Origin of the sequence: Clostridium tagluense (genome assembly GCF_003865095.1) — a bacterium.
GTDB classification, from domain to species: Bacteria; Bacillota; Clostridia; order Clostridiales; family Clostridiaceae; genus Clostridium_AD; species Clostridium_AD tagluense.
Genome location: NZ_BHYK01000002.1, coordinates 54,804 through 71,342, shown reverse-complemented (window position 1 = coordinate 71,342; position 16,539 = coordinate 54,804). Strand labels below are relative to the sequence as shown.

At 32.6% G+C, this 16,539-nt stretch carries 8 protein-coding genes and 1 pseudogene; 1 reads left to right on the top strand and 8 read right to left on the bottom strand.

Annotated elements, in window-relative coordinates:
* Positions 1-102 precede the first annotated feature (102 nt).
* From Ctaglu_RS01805 to Ctaglu_RS01780, 7 genes and pseudogenes are all read right to left on the bottom strand, one after another.
* Positions 103-375, bottom strand: a complete 273-nt coding sequence (locus Ctaglu_RS01805; protein WP_124997473.1) for a hypothetical protein — start codon at positions 373-375, stop codon at positions 103-105.
* Positions 376-448: 73 nt separating this feature from the next.
* Positions 449-517: pseudogene (locus tag Ctaglu_RS26130) on the bottom strand (hypothetical protein); the annotation flags it as partial.
* A gap of 46 nt (positions 518-563) precedes the next feature.
* Positions 564-1,514, bottom strand: coding sequence for a DEAD/DEAH box helicase (locus Ctaglu_RS01800; protein WP_267901250.1), 951 nt, complete (start codon positions 1,512-1,514; stop codon positions 564-566).
* Positions 1,515-1,818: 304 nt separating this feature from the next.
* A complete protein-coding gene (locus Ctaglu_RS01795; protein ID WP_124997471.1) occupies positions 1,819-2,271 on the bottom strand; it encodes a DUF1670 domain-containing protein in 453 nt (150 codons plus the stop codon).
* Between the two features lie 290 nt (positions 2,272-2,561).
* Positions 2,562-3,467 (bottom strand): hypothetical protein, encoded by a 906-nt coding sequence (locus Ctaglu_RS01790; protein WP_124997469.1) that lies wholly within the window; start codon positions 3,465-3,467, stop codon positions 2,562-2,564.
* Between the two features lie 15 nt (positions 3,468-3,482).
* Positions 3,483-3,971: an SPOCS domain-containing protein gene (locus Ctaglu_RS01785; RefSeq protein ID WP_124997467.1), complete on the bottom strand. Its 489-nt coding sequence runs from the start codon at positions 3,969-3,971 to the stop codon at positions 3,483-3,485.
* A gap of 140 nt (positions 3,972-4,111) precedes the next feature.
* The gene (locus Ctaglu_RS01780; protein WP_124997465.1) at positions 4,112-12,190 is read right to left on the bottom strand and encodes a DUF11 domain-containing protein; all 8,079 of its coding nucleotides are present in this window, start codon (positions 12,188-12,190) and stop codon (positions 4,112-4,114) included.
* A 192-nt stretch (positions 12,191-12,382) separates the two neighbouring features.
* On the opposite strand from Ctaglu_RS01780, the gene Ctaglu_RS01775 reads away from it, so the two are divergent.
* Positions 12,383-15,793 carry an isopeptide-forming domain-containing fimbrial protein gene (locus Ctaglu_RS01775; protein WP_124997462.1) on the top strand — a complete coding sequence of 1,137 codons (3,411 nt, stop codon included), beginning with the start codon at positions 12,383-12,385 and terminating at the stop codon, positions 15,791-15,793.
* A gap of 205 nt (positions 15,794-15,998) precedes the next feature.
* Here Ctaglu_RS01775 and Ctaglu_RS01770 read toward each other — a convergent pair whose 3' ends face one another.
* Entirely contained in the window at positions 15,999-16,496 is a 498-nt protein-coding gene (locus Ctaglu_RS01770) for an MFS transporter (protein WP_207669436.1), read from the bottom strand.
* Positions 16,497-16,539: the final 43 nt, after the last annotated feature.

The following is a 16,539-nucleotide window of genomic DNA, read 5'->3' as shown; positions in this document are numbered from 1 at the left end:
AATTTATGATAGCGGCTTTTAAAATAACAGAGAATGATTAATTCATCTCTGCTCTTTTTCACCTAGTATATATGTTTGTATATCTTGTTTATTTGAAATGATTTACAATAAGCTTTTCTTAATCTCCAATAAATAGTTTTTTCTTATAACAACTGCACCCTCTCCTCTGATAAAGGCTTCCATTAGTTCTTTGTCTAAATCACTTAGATTTTTCCATATTTTTAATATTTGAATTTCATCAGTGATTATTTTCTCTATAGCATCTACCATATCAGCTTTTCTTTTAGGTAGTGGTCTTATATCCGAAACTTTTAAATAATCAGTTAAGTTGTATATGGTTAACTGCTCTATTTGATTTCTAATTATTATATTCATGATTTACCGCCTTTTCTTACTCATCACCTTAGGTGCTGGAATATTGTTAAATTACTTTTAATCACTAAAAAAATTATCTATTTTCAATAATATATCTATATCCTTGCTCTGTTAAAAAAAGCTGCCTTTTACTTGCAAATTCTTGTTCGCGACTATCCGCTGTAACTACAGAATAGAAATATGCCTTGTTATCCCCACCTTTTAGGCCTTAATATTCTTCCCAGTCTTTGAGCTTCTTCCTGCCTTGAACCAAAGGTACCAGATACTTGAACCGCCACATTAGCATCTGGTAAATCAATAGCATAATTTGCAACCTTTGAAACTACAAGAATTTTAACCTCTCCATTTTTAAATTTATGGTACAACTCTTCCCTATCCACGTTCTTTGTTTTTCCGGTTATAAGAGGAAGATTAAGCTCTTTCGCTATTATGTTAAGCTGCTTTACATACTGACCAATTATAAGTATGCTATCATTTTTATGCATATTTATAAGATCCTTTAATACATCTATTTTACTATAATTTTCTGAAGCTATCCTAAATTTCTTTGCACTTTCCCCTACAGCATATTCCATTTTAAGATTTTCTGGCATCGCCACTCTGATTTCAGCTGTTGCTATCCACCCTTGCTTTTCTAACACCTTCCAAGGCACATCATACTTTTTAGGTCCTATTAATGTAAATACATCATCTTCTTTTTTATCTTCCCGAACAAGGGTCGCAGTTAAGCCTAGTCTTCTAGTTGCCTGAATATCTGCTACTGCTCTAAAAATTGGCGCTGGCAATGTATGGACTTCATCATATATAATAAAACCCCATTTTTTATCATTAAACAATTTCATATGGGCAAACTCTGATACGGAACTTTTCCTATAGGTAAGTATTTGATAGGTAGTTATGGTTATAGGCTTTATTTCCTTTATTTCACCGCTATATTCTCCTATATCTTCCTCTTTTATATTCATTTTATCAATTATTTCAGACTTCCATTGTCTTAACGCTGTTATATTGGTAGTTAAAATTAAAGTTTCTGTATTAATTTTATCCATTGTGGCCATGGCTGTTATTGTTTTACCAGCACCACAAGGAAGAACAATTACTCCACTTCCACCCTTAGCCGTTCCATTAGCATAAAATATATCTGCTACTTCTTTCTGATAATCTCTTATTGTAAGATCCTGACCCTGCAGCGTCTTTTCTCTAAGCGTGGTATCAAACTTCGCACCCTCAATGTACCCAGCTAAATCTTCTACTGGGTAACCAAGTTTAATTAAAAACTGCTTTATTGAACCTCACATTAAAGAATTTATAATTATTTTGCGCTCATCTATTTTTTCTAATATGTATTTATCATCGCTACACCCGATTTTTTTTCTTCTCCATATTCTAGATACCTATGGAATCTTTCAAGCAGTTTATTTTTGCCTTCTCTATGAAAATAAGCTATTCTAACAAATTTTTTTCGTAATTTTCGATACTTGCTTCTGTATAAACTGTTTGTATCATTATTTCTGAGTATCTATAACCTTTTATAAGCAGTTCTATAATTTTTTCTTTATGAGTTATCCCCGGTCCAATGTCCTCTATTTGAGCCCTGGTCGGAACAACTATATCTTTTTCTAGCTTTTCTTCACCATTAAAATACATTGTTAAATTTACTGGAACAAGCTTACAATCTATTATTCTTTTACCTGCCAGTTCACCAAATGCAACCACTTTCTTGACTATCTGTCCGTTATCCCTAGCTCCGCTTTGTTGCTCTTCTTTAAACTGCGCTACCCGCTTAACTAAAGCCTTTGCTTCTATGGGACTTAACCCATACTCTTCGAGTAATTCATTCATTAACCCTTGGTAGGGATTCTTTACTTTCATTCTTTCTACTGCCATTATTCCCATCAAGTAACCCTCCAATTCATTAGCTTTTCACTAATTTCATTATATCTTACCAGGGGTCACATGACCTAATAGTATTATACTATTTTATTGAAAGAAATCAATTTTGCTTAAGTCCAAGCCTTCCGTTAATATAATCATAGCTATTCCAAGCACCATATGAGTTGTAAAAATGTTTTCATGATCCTTTAATCCCCCCCATCAGAGGAAATGCAATGGCTACTGACAAATTGCAAGCTAAACTTTGAAAGGATAAAACCGTCATAGATTGTAATTTAAAATTTCCTTTAGATTTAAATCAAGGATATTAGTAGGGTGGAATCTACCTTAAAGCATCTACTTTTTAAAGGTGTAATTACGGTGCTTTCTATAGTTATATGAACATCTGGCTTATTAGAATAACAAATCCCCTTTGGTAGAACTAAAGAGCTTGAAAATCCACTAATAAACTTTTTACAACAAATTCGAGAAAACTTTCTATCAATATAGTGTATATTATATTCCACAACCCCTATAATCAAAATTTTGTACCCTGTTAAGTAGACGCCTTCTTCTGAAATCCCATTAGGTGTAGCTAAAATTTTTGTTTTCATTGTTTTTACTTTAGTAGAAATGTTAATTATATTTTTATTGTGAATGCAGGGATTACACATTTTAAATTCATTGGAAATATTAATTTGTTTGAAGAGTCTATTTTCAACAGTTGTTAAGGTTACATTTGTTTTTATTGTAACTCTTATTGGGGGTTTTTCTAAATTATAGATATAATCATAAGTTATATTAGCATGATTTTTAATTGTCATGCATATTGTATGTTGTAAAACCAACACCTTAAATGTTATAAGGCATGTAGAAAATGATTCTAAAGTACCTACATAAAATCCACAGTTTGGATCTAGTTTCTTATTCCTAATCCTGTTCACTTCTACAGAACTACATATAAATTTTTCTCCACTAGGAACTAGGTCTTTTAAAAAAACATTGTTAACACTATACATGCTTTTGTTTATTATAAAAATGCTATAAGTAAGAATATCGAATATGCAGGCAGTGGGTTTATCAACTTTCTTTACTGCCACAACCGATTTTTCCATTATTACTGTTTTAACAATATTACTGAAGATAGTATTACATATTATAGGTCCCGAGGGTGATACCCTATAGTGAAAATCCACTCTACTTTGATTAATTACTTCCATATATTAATTCCACCGTTAAGAATTTTCTGAATATTGCATAAAAATGGAAGCATTAAAAAACAACATATTGTCGCTAAGGAGAATGGCTGTAACATCTTCAATCATATATTTCAATTTAAGTATTCCATCTTCACGTGTACCTTCAGGTACTATTATGAACACTGAGAAGGGCGCCTCTTCATCAACATCAAATAAATAGTCAGGTATATAGGGAATATAAAAGTAAACCGTAAATGTTACAGTTCCCATAATTAAAAGTTTTTTGCTAGATAGATGCTGCCCCTCTAGTGAGGTTCCTTTTATTGTATCTACTACTTTGCAATCACTTATATTGATACAAGCAATGGAATCACAGATAATAAATGCCTTACCATTATTTGTAGGAACACAAATACTTTTTTCCACGTTAAAATCAGTAAAAAATTGTGCTTTTTTACTATAATCCAATTCACTATAATTCAATAGTTTAATGGGCTCTAAAAATATATTATCTTTGCTAATCATCTTGATAAAACCTCCTCTTTAAAGTGATTTTAAAATAGTATCTCATATTATTTTATTCTATAGGTTTATAATTGTTCTAGTGATTAATGAATAAAATGGTTAGCATTGAATATAACAATGCTAGCCATAATGATTTTATATTATTTTATTACTTGTACTTTATAAACTACTGTTATTATCTCACCAGGTTTCATTGTATTAAGAGGGAATCCTGCTGCAGGATTGTAGGTTGGCTGTGCTGTTCCATTTATGGTTACTGAACCAAGTACAAATACTGCATTTGCAGGTGTGGGATCAAGGAAAATAACATTAGTAGCATCTACATTACCTATATTTGTAATAACAATGGTATAAGTGAGATATTCACCTATTGTAGCATAGGCCTTATCAACTGCTTTAGTTACGCTTAAATTACCAACAGCAATACTAGTGGTAGTGGTGTTTGAGAATATGGTTTTACTATAAGGAGGTTCTTTAGGATCTACAACATACTTAAAGGTTAAAGTGGCTTGGTTGGTGACTTTACCTGTTGCAGGCACTGAGGTTACAGTTGCAGTAAATACAACAGTTACCACATTACCAATTCCAATATCACCTAGACTAAAGCCCACAGTTGGGTCAAAATTAATTTCTGGCACCTTGTTTACAACTACGGAACCAGGATTAAATATTGCACCTATAGAAGGTGTATCATAGAACATTACATTGCTGGCAATATCATTACCAGAATTAAGAATACTAATTGTAAAGGTCAAAACATCACCTATGGTAGCCACTGATTTATCTGCTAATTTGCTTGCTGTAAGTTGACCTAAAACCACATTGGTAGTTACAGTATTGGAAAAATTAGTTTTTGTTATTATAGAACCACTAGGATCAATCTTGTAGCTAAACTCCGCTTGTGAAGTGTTTTGAATCTGTGGTGGCACTGGTAGCAAATTAATCTTTACGTCAAATTGAACTATTACTACTTGATTTGGTCCTAAATCATTTAGTGGAATTCCCTTTGTGGGATCAAGTAAAGGACTCACCACACCATTAATCCTTACAGTTCCTCCTATAAATGATATTTCCTTTTGTAGATTATCTGTAAATATTACATTAGATGAAGTAACATTACCAGTATTGGTTATTATATTAGTATAGGTTAAATCGTCTAATACATTAGCATATAATTTATTTACTGATTTAACTATAGATACATTTCCTACTTTTATTTCTGTAGAAACAGTATTAGAGGTAGCACTCACTTGATAATTAGGTCCTGCTGGGTCAATTTTATAAACACCGTTAGCAAAAGCATAATTTGTAACTATAGGTGGTACTGGAAGCAATGTTACTTTTGCATTGAAACTAATTGTGGCTGTATTTCCTGATAAGAGGTCAGGTAATGTGAAACCTACTATAGGGTCAAAAGTTGGCTGAGGAATATCATTAACAATTACTGAACCTGCGTTAAAAGATGCTCCATTGGAAAGTGTGTCAATAAAGAATAGTTCCTTTACACCAGTATTCCCAGTATTAGTAACAACCACAGCATAGTTTAAGTTATCTCCTATGGTAGCATATGCTTTGTCAACTGTTTTTGTTGCTAGTAAACTGCCAAATCTAATATAGGTTAAGACTGTATTGGAGGTTGTAGACTTAGTATAATCTTGACCATTTGGATCTATTTTGTAGTTGAAGGTTACCACGGCATTATTTAATACTGTAACCTGTGTAGGAACTTTTGTTACCGTTGCACTAAAGGATACTATTAAATTGTCTAAAGTATGAATTGTTCCTAAGCTGAAACCTATATTAGGATTATAGTCGGGATAGCTTTGACCATTTATAGTTACAGAACCAAGGTTAAAGGTTATATCTGATTGTAAACTATCTATAAATACTGCATTTAAAGCATCTACATTTCCAGTATTAGCTATAGCAACAGTGTAGGATAGTATATCATTTAATGTGGCATAGGCCTTATCTACAGATTTAGTAAGCGTCAATTGCCCTAAATTTATCTGAGTTGTTACAGTATTACTATTGGTTTCATTAATAATATCTGGTCCAGATGGATTTATTCTATAAGTGAAGGTCACATTTGCAGTATTTGCAATTAAAGACGGTGTCTCCACTGAAGTCACAATAGCTCTAAATTTTATTTCTACAGAATCACCAGCATTTATGGTACCTAAAGTAAAACTTGCAAATGGATCTAAACCTGGCTGGATAACTCCATTTATTGTAACAGAGTTTGGTACAAAGGTTAAACCAGTAGGAATAACATCTCTGAAGTTCACAGAAGTTGCAGGCACATTTCCAGAATTTGTTACAATAACAGTATAAGTCAAGGTATCATTTATAGTTGCATAAACCAAACTTACCTCTTTAGTAACGGTGAGTTTACCTAAATTGATTTGGGTTGAAACGGTATTACTTTTGGCTGATGCATTTATTATTGGATTATTTGGATTAACAAAGTAGCTATAATTTGCAGTTGCAACGTTATAAATAATCGAGTTAGGTGGTACAGCTTTTACTGTTACAGTGAAGGAAATAGTAGTTACTATTGTTGGTGGAATATCTGGTAAATTAAATCCAGTATTAGGATTCAAAGTCGGACTACTTACACCATTTATAACCACAGACCCGCTATTAAATAACGCTTCTGCTTGAATAATATCTTGGAAGAATATATTTGAAGTTGTTACACTTCCCACATTTTGAATACTAATATTATACGTCAATATATCCTGTAAGGTAGCATAAGCTTTATCAACGGTTTTAGTAAGAACAAGCTTTCCTAAATTAATGAAGGTGGTTACACTATTAGAGTTTGTAGTAATAGTTACTGTTGGGTCTGTTGGAGTAAGCTTATAACTAAAGGTTACTTCAGCCGTGTTAATAGCCTTCCCACTTACAGGTAATGAATCTACATGAATAGCAAAACTAATTGTGGTTACTGCAGTAGGAATTAAATCAGGCAATGCGAACCCAATATTTGGATCAAAACTAGTTTGTATTACTCCATTTACCGATACTGATCCAGCTATAAATGAGGTACTTCCAAGAACTAAATCTTTGAAGCTCATATTTGTGTCATTAACAGAACCTGTATTCTTTACATTTACTGTATAATTTATAGTGTCGCCAACAGTAGCGTAAATTTTATCTACAGATTTTGTGACAGTAATTTCACCAGCAGCGATATAGGTTATAACAGTATTTGTAGTTATAGCTACAGGGATAAATGGTTGCTGTGGATCAATCTTGTATTCATAATTGATATTGGCAAAGTTAGTTACAATATTATTTATTGGTCTAGTTAGTACCTTAGCAGTAAAGGAAACAGTATTAGTTCCAAGAGCCGCTAAATCGGGTAATGAAAATCCTAGATTTGGATCAGCTAGTGGAGTAGGAGTTCCATTAATAATTACTGAACCTATATTAAAGAAAATATTACTGTTTAACACATCTTCAAACAACATACTTACAGCAGGTGTATTGCCTTCATTTTTAATAATAAAGGAATAAGCTAGGTTATCTCCAATTTTAGCAGTAGCTTTATCTACTGCCTTTGTTGCAGAAACAATAGTATCATTAACAGTAACTGAAGTCTGATTAGAGGTTATAGTTTTTGTTGTTACTGGACCTAATGGATCAACATAATAGGAGAATGTTACAGTACCTGTATTTAAGAGTTTCCCACTAAGGGGTATAGAGTTTACTGTAACCGTAAATTCTATAGTTGTGAATTGGCCAACACCTATATCACTTAATAAAAAACCTGAATCAGGGTTAAGTGTAGGTTGATTAATTCCATTTACATATACAGAGCCTCCATTAAAGGATGAATCAGCTTGAATAAGATCAATAAAGGATATATTTCGTAATATTGTGTTTCCTGTATTGGTTATTAAGAAACTATATTTTACAATGTCTGTTCTTCTTGCAAAATTTCTGTCAGCAGCTTTAGTAATGGTTAAATTTCCTAGGTTAATATAGGTGTTTACAGTATTACTGTTTATATTACCCATGATTGGTGTTCCTAATGGGTCTATACTATACTGATAAGCTAGAGAAGAATAGTTTGTTACGAATCCATCAGGTGGTACATTACTTACGGTAACCTTAAATTCCACAGAAATTGATTGAGCAGGAATTATTGTTCCTAGTGTGAAACCTGTAACCGGATTTAAATTTGCCTGAGTCTGCCCATTAATCTTTACAGATCCTGTCTGGAAAGTAATACTTGGAAAGATTAAATCTGTAAAGAGTGTATTTGTCAAATTAACATTTCCATTATTTACTATAACTGAAGTATAGGTTAGGATATCACCTACAGTGGCATATAATTTATCAACAGATTTGGTATTTGTAACAGAAACGTTATTTATTGTTGTGGTTACAGTATTACTTGTAATAGTTCCTGCAAATTCTGTTCCACTTGGATTAATCTTATAATTGTAGGCTAGTGTACCACTATTAATTATAGTGTTAGGAGTTGGAACACTTACTACAGTAGCTTTAAAGGTTATAACTCTGCTTCCGCTGGTCGGTATATCAACTATGCTAAACCCAATATTAGGATTAAGGCCAGGTTGCGCAACATTATCTATTACTACTGAGTTTGCATTAAAGGTAGCAGCTACAGGAATAATATCTTTAAATATAACATTATATAGATCCACAGTACCTGTATTAGTAGCTTTCAGAGTATAGGTTAGCACATCGCCTATAGTGCCATAAGCCCTATCAACCTCTTTCGTTAAAGTAGTTGTAGCTATATTAATTACAGTAGTTACATTATTACTAGTTATTGTCTTATTTATTGCTGGAGCAGATGGATTAAACAGATATTCAAACGATACAGAACCATTATTTATAATTGAATTAGGTGATGGCACAAAATTAACTCTTGCGTTAAAGCTTAAAGAAATCACTTGACCTGCAATTAAAGAACCTAAAGGGAATCCAAGCCCTGGATCATAGGTTGGTTTCGACATTCCATTAATTACAACAGAACCCGTCATAAAACTGGCACCCACAGGAATAGTATCAAACAAGCTTGCATTTATAGCTGTCACATTACCTATATTTGATACATTAAAGGAATAGTTTAATATATCACCTATGGTAGCATAGGCTTTGTTTACAGACTTAGTTACGCTTAAATTGCCATCAACTATTATTGTTTTAACTTCATTTGAATTCTTAGTGTCTGTTATTACTTCAGTACTTGAATTTAACTGATAGGTGTATATCATTGTTGCTGTATTTGGTATAAAACCTGCAGGAGGAACTGCATTTACGCTGACGCCAAAGGATATTCTAAAAGTATCTCCTGGATTTAAATCACCAACAATAAAACCAGTTCTAACGTCATAACCCGGATAGTTAATTCCGTTTATAAAAACTGTCTCTGGATAGAATTTTAAATAAAAGGATAGTTCGTCTCCAAATTTAACATTTCTTAAGGCTACATTCCCCGTGTTTACAATAAAGGTGGAGTAAGTCATGAAATCTCCCACCACTGCATAAGCTTTGTTTACTGTTTTTGTAAAGGTAAAGCTCATAATGTTTATTACGGTTTGTACAGAATTGCTGGTGGCTGTAGTAGTGATACTACTACCATTTGGGTCTGGTAAATAAGAATAAATAAGCTCAGAATAATTAATGATAATATTAGGGGTAGGCACGTTAATAACTCTTGCTTGGTAGGTTACAACAACGGTGTTATTAGGACAAATTGTTCCTACACTAAAACCAGTATTTGGATTTAAACCAGTTTGGATAACTCCATTTATAGCAACTGTATTGGGAATAAAAGTGCTTCCATTTTGTATTGTAGATAGAAAAATAGTATTAGTAGCATCTATATTTCCTGCATTAGTTAATTCTACTGAGTAATAGAGGATATCACCTACGGTGGCATAAGGTTTATCCACTGTTTCTGAAATGTTTATTTGAACGAAATTGCTAATTGTAATTACTTTATTAGAATCTTTTTCCGAAGTTATCTCCGGTGATCCTGGTTGAACTTGATACTTAAAGGGTATTTGAGCAATATTTTCTATAACTTTATTTGGATTTATAGCATTTACTAGCATATCATACTCGATATCATCTGATTGCATTGGGAGGATTGAATCTATTACAAAGCCCGTGAACGGATTTAGTGCAGGCTTTGGAATACCATTTATCTTAACTGTGCCAGTTACAAAGGTTTGACCATATACAGGAGGTTCAACTACTTCTACATTTGTAGCTGGTATATTTCCTATATTGGTTAAATTTAAGTTGTAGCTAACAGTATCGCCTATATTGGGATAATCATTACTATTGCATCTTTTACCAACAATATCTATAAATTGAATTTGAATTGGCAATATATTACTTAATATAGTTTTTGTTATAAGAAAATCATTAGCATAATTACCAAAATCAAAAGTAACTTTAGTTTCATTATTAACTACTGTTGATGGAGGTAAGGATATAATATCTACTGAAAACATTATATTTATAGAACCATTAACAGGCATATCAGGAAGTGTGAATCCACTGCTAGGATCTAAGGTTGGATTTAAAATTCCATCTATAGATACTGTGCCTATAACAAAAGAGCAGTATTTGCTGACAACGTCTTGAAATATAACTTTTGATGCAAGAACAGTACCAATATTTTTTATATCTACAGTATAATTTATTCTTCCTCCCACTAAAGAAGTTTGAGAAGAAGCAGTTTTTATTACAGACAGTAGGGCTGTATTTGCATTTATAGTTATAATTTTTGAGGTTCCATAATTTGTTGTGGAAGGTGAACCAGAGCCAGAGACAAATGAATATTGATAGTCTATAAACCCATTTATAGTTTTACTTAGTGGTAGTGAATTTACTCTTACTGAAAAAAGAACATTTGCAACTCCAGTTGGTTCAATAGTGCCTAGATTAACACCAAGTGTTACATTAGCTCCAGGAATTTCTACTCCATTCACTGTGAGTGAGTTTGGAATATAAGAGCAACTAGGGTCTAATATTGTTGAAAAAATGAAGTTATCTGCAGCAATCTTACCACTATTTTTAATCTTAGCTGAATATACTAGTTGCTCTCCAACTAAAACTTTATTGGAGGTATGGTCATCGGGATCAAAAACATTAAAATCAACGGTAATATCAGGAGCTACTGCATTAACAGATGTGCCCGCCTCAAGAATCATAACACCATCAATAGTTCCACTTTCCGATAATTGAATTGCTAACTGATTCTGATTTGTAACTAATGAATTACTAAAGTTTATATTTGTTAAATCCCACTTATTTCTTGCTCCTGTTACTTGGGTTGGAACAAATCCATCATGATTTACAGTACCATTCGTACCACTAATATTTATGAGTCCCACATTGGGATCTAGTGGATTACAGACATTAATTTGTCCTGGAAAAAAGCTATTATAAGGATTATTTGGAGCAGTTCCCGGATTAGGATTTGGTACGCCAACAAGATTTCCCTCTATTGTTAAATTGGCGAAGGATGGACCTATTTTCAAAATTTCTACTCCATTAAGTGGCTGTCCATTAGCACAAGCAAAAATTATATTACCCTTGAGGTCACTTTCATCGCTAGAAGTGCTAAATCCTGTAATGGTTGTTTGAAGGGGAGTACTGTTAGTAGCAGGTCCTATACCAGATAAAAAAAGTATTTTCTTAGGATTAAAAACATCATTTCGGTAAATGACCGTTAATGTCCAACCGGCCCTAGTAGAGGATAAACCTGTAGCTGGAATACTAGTTGGAACAGCTGAAACAGTATAGATTCCACCTAAAGAAGTTTTAATTATATTTGTTACATCTGTACTTCTAAATCTATCTATATTACCCGATGCATCTGTAAAGCTATCTGTGTTTTGTGGAGAAATCTGATTTACCCCCAGTGGAGTAATAAAGGTTATAGGGTTATCTTGTATACTTCTCAAATCTAAAGAGCCTGGAACATCAGATTTTACAGTAGAATACCATATTAATTCTGCATAAAGTATGGTGCTATTTTCAAGTATACTTATATTCGAAGAACTACCTGCAGAAGCCCAATTTCTTGTAGTGGTACCAGCAACAGTTATCATATCTGAGGTATTATCATCTATAGTTGATGAGTCACCGCAAATTACTAAGCTATTACCAGTAGCATTTATAATGGCCTTATCAATGGCTGAGAAACGGTTGATTAGTGACAATTTGGTTAGCCTCCTCTATTATCATTGCAATAAAATCATGATAAATAATATTGAATAGTTTCTATTTACTCAATACTATTTTATGAAGACTTGTTTAAATAGTTACATGAAAGAAAAATCTTGAACAGTAACTAACATCTCAGAATATATTATATGTAAGCTAAGAGTATTATACAATTAAGGAGAGATATTATGACTTCAGACATTTTAAATGTTTCTATAGATAAAACAGAAAATGTTCCACTTATTTTAGGTGGGACAACCAATTTTATAATAAGTATTAAGAATCTCAGCTCAAGTATAAAATTATATAATTTAAGTATATTTATAACTACACCAGATGGAATGACTGTAAGTACTGCCACCCAAAGCATAACATCCTCAGTAAAAAATTCTGACGGTGGTTATTCTTATTCCTGGATAAATTTAAAGGACTTAGCTCCTTTAGAGATTAGTTATTCTTTTAATGTTACTGTAAAGGCAGGCACAAAATTTAAAAGTGGAACAACCATTCCCTTTGGATATATTTTCAATGGATTTACTGTAACTTGTCAGGTAGACACAATGCCTAGGGGAAATTACGATATTGGAAATCAGAGGATTACTAATGGAGTTATCATGAGTTTTAAGGCCGTAAGATTTTCATGCTCAATTGGGACTTCTGGGAAAGTATTAAAAGGAGCAGGAACTACAGTCTTATTAAATGACTATTCTAAAGTTTATACAGCAAATAACACTTTCGTTAATAACACTATTAGTTCGTCTCTTGTAAATATAAATATACTTATTCCAGATGGAATAAGATATATAGGTAATATATCTAGTTCTGGCACAGATGCTAATCTTTTAAAAAATCCCACTATTAGTACAGTTCTTATTAATGACAAATTATATACTCAAATTTATTTTGGTGCAATAGCATTGTCAGTAGGTAGTAATACTTCAGTGAGCTTTAATTATGCAGCATGGAATAAATATAATAATAATACCGGAAATCTAATTTATCATGGTACTGCCTTTAAGCTTATTGTCAATATGGCTTCATCAGAAGATATTGTAGAGAATAGTGTAACTTTTTATGCAATGGATCTAATTATTACTACAACAGTTAATAAAGTTACCACCGATGTACTTCAAAGTATTCAATATAGTTATGTATACTCTGTATGTCAATATTATGATATTCAAAATATTTCTGTTAAATATATACTACCAGATGGAATTAGCTTTGTTTCAAGTTCTGTAACTCCTACATCTGTAATTGATAATCCAACCCTAAAAGGTTATGAATTAATTTATAATTTTCCATTGGCTATGAGAAACTCTCAAAATACTGTGACCATAAATGCTAAAGTGGATAGTTATTATAGATATAAGTTGATTGGTTCTATCCCATTACCAGTGGTAGCTTTTGATAGCTTTGTGTCTATTGCAAGTATTTCTGGAACATTGATTCAACTTTTAATTATAGTTACAGATAGTGCCTCTGCAAGCTCTAGTATTGGCCTTGGGAAAATAACAAAAACTTTTTTAAAAGGATACTATGAAAATGGCACTGCAAAAACTTTTAATGCTCTGGCTCCCGGTGATTTTGCAGAATATAAATTAACTTACGATGCCAGCACCTTATCTGCAATTCAAAAACAAGTCTATTTAGATGATTTTTTCCCGCTTTCTGCGGACCCTATTGATGGACTTATATATACCTATACTGGATATAAACCTTATGGACTTTCCCCACAATTAATTGAGCCCCATGGGGTGGACTTTAATTACGGAGATATTCCTGGAAAATCTTTGAGTACAATTACTTTTAAAGTTCCAATATTCATACTTGGGTCATCAAGTCAAAATAATAATTTATTTAAGCTTAGTGGAAGTAATACAGATGGATTTGGCTATAGCGCAAGAACACAAGTTTTGATAAATATAGGGATTCCAAATATACAACTTACAAAATCTATCACCGGAATAAATTCATCTGGGGTAAAGGCTGGAGAGATTTATTCATACACTGTTAAGATAACAAATACTAATACTTTAGGAACAGAAACTGACGCCTTTAATTTTCAGCTAAGCGACAGCTTATCTGAGTGGTTTACCGTTAATCAAAGTTCTATTAATGTTACTGGAACAGGGAGCTATAGAAATCCCTATATTGATGAAAAAGGAATACAATTAAATATAGATAAATTGGCTCCTGGACAAATCTTAACATTAAATTATAGTGTAACTATAAATAATACTCTTGCACCAGGCCTTACTATCCTAACTACAGCAGCAAATACCAATCCCTATTCTCAGCTAGATAATCCATTGAGCTATCAATATACCAATCAGAATAAAAGTGCTTCAGTTACAATATATTCTCCCAATATTATCTTAACAAAATCAAATAATTCCTCTCTATTTAAGGTTAATTCTACTATTACCTATACTATTACAGTGACCATTCCACAAGGAACTGTAGTTTATGATGCTTACGTAAAAGATATCTTGCCAAGCGGTGGGCAGATTTATACAGGACCCGCCTACAGAAATGGTATAGTGATAACACCCACTGTATCAGGAAATTCAGTGACCTTTCCTAGCGAAGGATTTATAGATGCACTAAAAGATGCAAAAACATTAACCTATATTTTAAATTGTAAAATCACAAATTCTAATAAATCCATTGGAGTTACAACCTCAGTGCAGACAAACAATTATCAAGTTCTATATAAACAAAAGTTAAGTGGATCTTACCTTACCATAAGTAAAAATCTTTCTGTGACAATAAATCACCCTAATATAGTTCTAAATTTAAGTGCCAAGGATCTTACTACCTCTATAATATATAACCAAAGTGGACCAATAAATACTAATTCCATTATTCAATTTACTTTAGTATTTTCTAATAATAGCTCTATTGCTTTAGTGAATGGTAAAGTTGATATACCGTTAAGCAGCAATTTTCCCTTTACTTCTATTAATACCACACTGCTATGCACAGCAAGCTATGATAGTGTGAATAAAAAAATAGTTATGTTAATACCAAGTTTAGATAAGGGTGTTTCAGGACTAATTTCTTTTACAGTAGCTCCATTATCCAATCTTAAATCAGGCATTGCCATAACAACTCAGGCAGCGGCGGTGCAATATTATAATGATATTTCTACAAAACTATATAGCGGTGAGAAGAGCAATGCAATTGCCCTTAGTTTATCTCCTGGAGTATCCCTTTTACCGATGTCTTATAATAAGATAGACGATTCAACCTCTTTTCAGGTAACCAAACCAGGATATATAGCAACAATAATAAATGTTTTTCAAAATACTGGTGGAGGATATGATGATTATACTTTAGAAATTAAGCCAGTAGCCCTTCCCTATACACTTAGCATAAACAATACTAAAATTGCAGATATTCTAGCTAACACTGCTTATTCTGCTGACTTAGAAATACTGAAAAATGTGGCCCCAGAAACTATTAAAACAATAACAATTACTGCAACTATACCAATAAAATCACAACTGGGAACACGGTACGACTTTGTTATAACTACCCGTTCTAAAACTTCTCCTTTTCCTCAAAAAACTGTGTTAAATATTGACCCTATTTAAAAAGATGCCATCCACGTGGCAAGTGGCATCTTATTATTACAAGAAATCAATTTACTCATATTTGATGATGCATATTAAACTATCACCTGCTGTGCTGCAATAGTATATTCAAAAATCCCCTACACCAAAAAATGATGCTGGGGATTTATACTTTGAATAAGAACTTGCTTAAAATCAAATGAAGTAGGTAAATTGTTCTTCCTTATCAACATTCATTTCCTTCCTGTACATTTTGTTTAAGCCCTAGCCTCGCCTTCATATACTTCATAGTAAACACAGTTAATATGATCATAGCTACTCCCATTAGCGGAAAGGCTATGGCTACTGACAAATTACAAGCTAAACTTTGGAAGGAAAGCACCGTTGCTCTTTTGTCAGAGGGTATGTGTTTATTCAAATATTTAGTGGTAACCGGCCTATATATCCCCCTTGCAACCTGTTGAAATAATATTGCAAAAACGCCAAACCACACTTTTACTGCACCCATAAGTACAAAGGATATTATCATTAAAAGAGCCATAAAAGTTAAGGTTTTAGGTTTAGTTTTATCCATAATCCAGTGACTTCGCTTTGAAGCAAAGGCTGCAGTTATATTAAATAGGAAAAATATTATCCCAAAATATCTTACAGGTATCTTCACTGCCTCCATGTATGGTTGGTAGTAAAAAAACGCTGTTCTATAAAAAATAAAAAAAACCCGCAAAGAATCACTTAGAAGTGACTCCGCAAGGCTTAACTTATAGCTA

Excerpts from the sequence above, each read along its gene's own strand:
- Ctaglu_RS01805 (WP_124997473.1), bottom strand. The coding sequence starts at position 375 with ATGAATATAATAATTAGAAATCAAATAGAGCAGTTAACCATATACAAC.
- Ctaglu_RS01790 (WP_124997469.1), bottom strand. The coding sequence starts at position 3,467 with ATGGAAGTAATTAATCAAAGTAGAGTGGATTTTCACTATAGGGTATCA.
- Ctaglu_RS01785 (WP_124997467.1), bottom strand. The coding sequence starts at position 3,971 with ATGATTAGCAAAGATAATATATTTTTAGAGCCCATTAAACTATTGAAT.
- Ctaglu_RS01775 (WP_124997462.1), top strand. The coding sequence starts at position 12,383 with ATGACTTCAGACATTTTAAATGTTTCTATAGATAAAACAGAAAATGTT.
- Ctaglu_RS01795 (WP_124997471.1), bottom strand. The coding sequence starts at position 2,271 with ATGGGAATAATGGCAGTAGAAAGAATGAAAGTAAAGAATCCCTACCAA.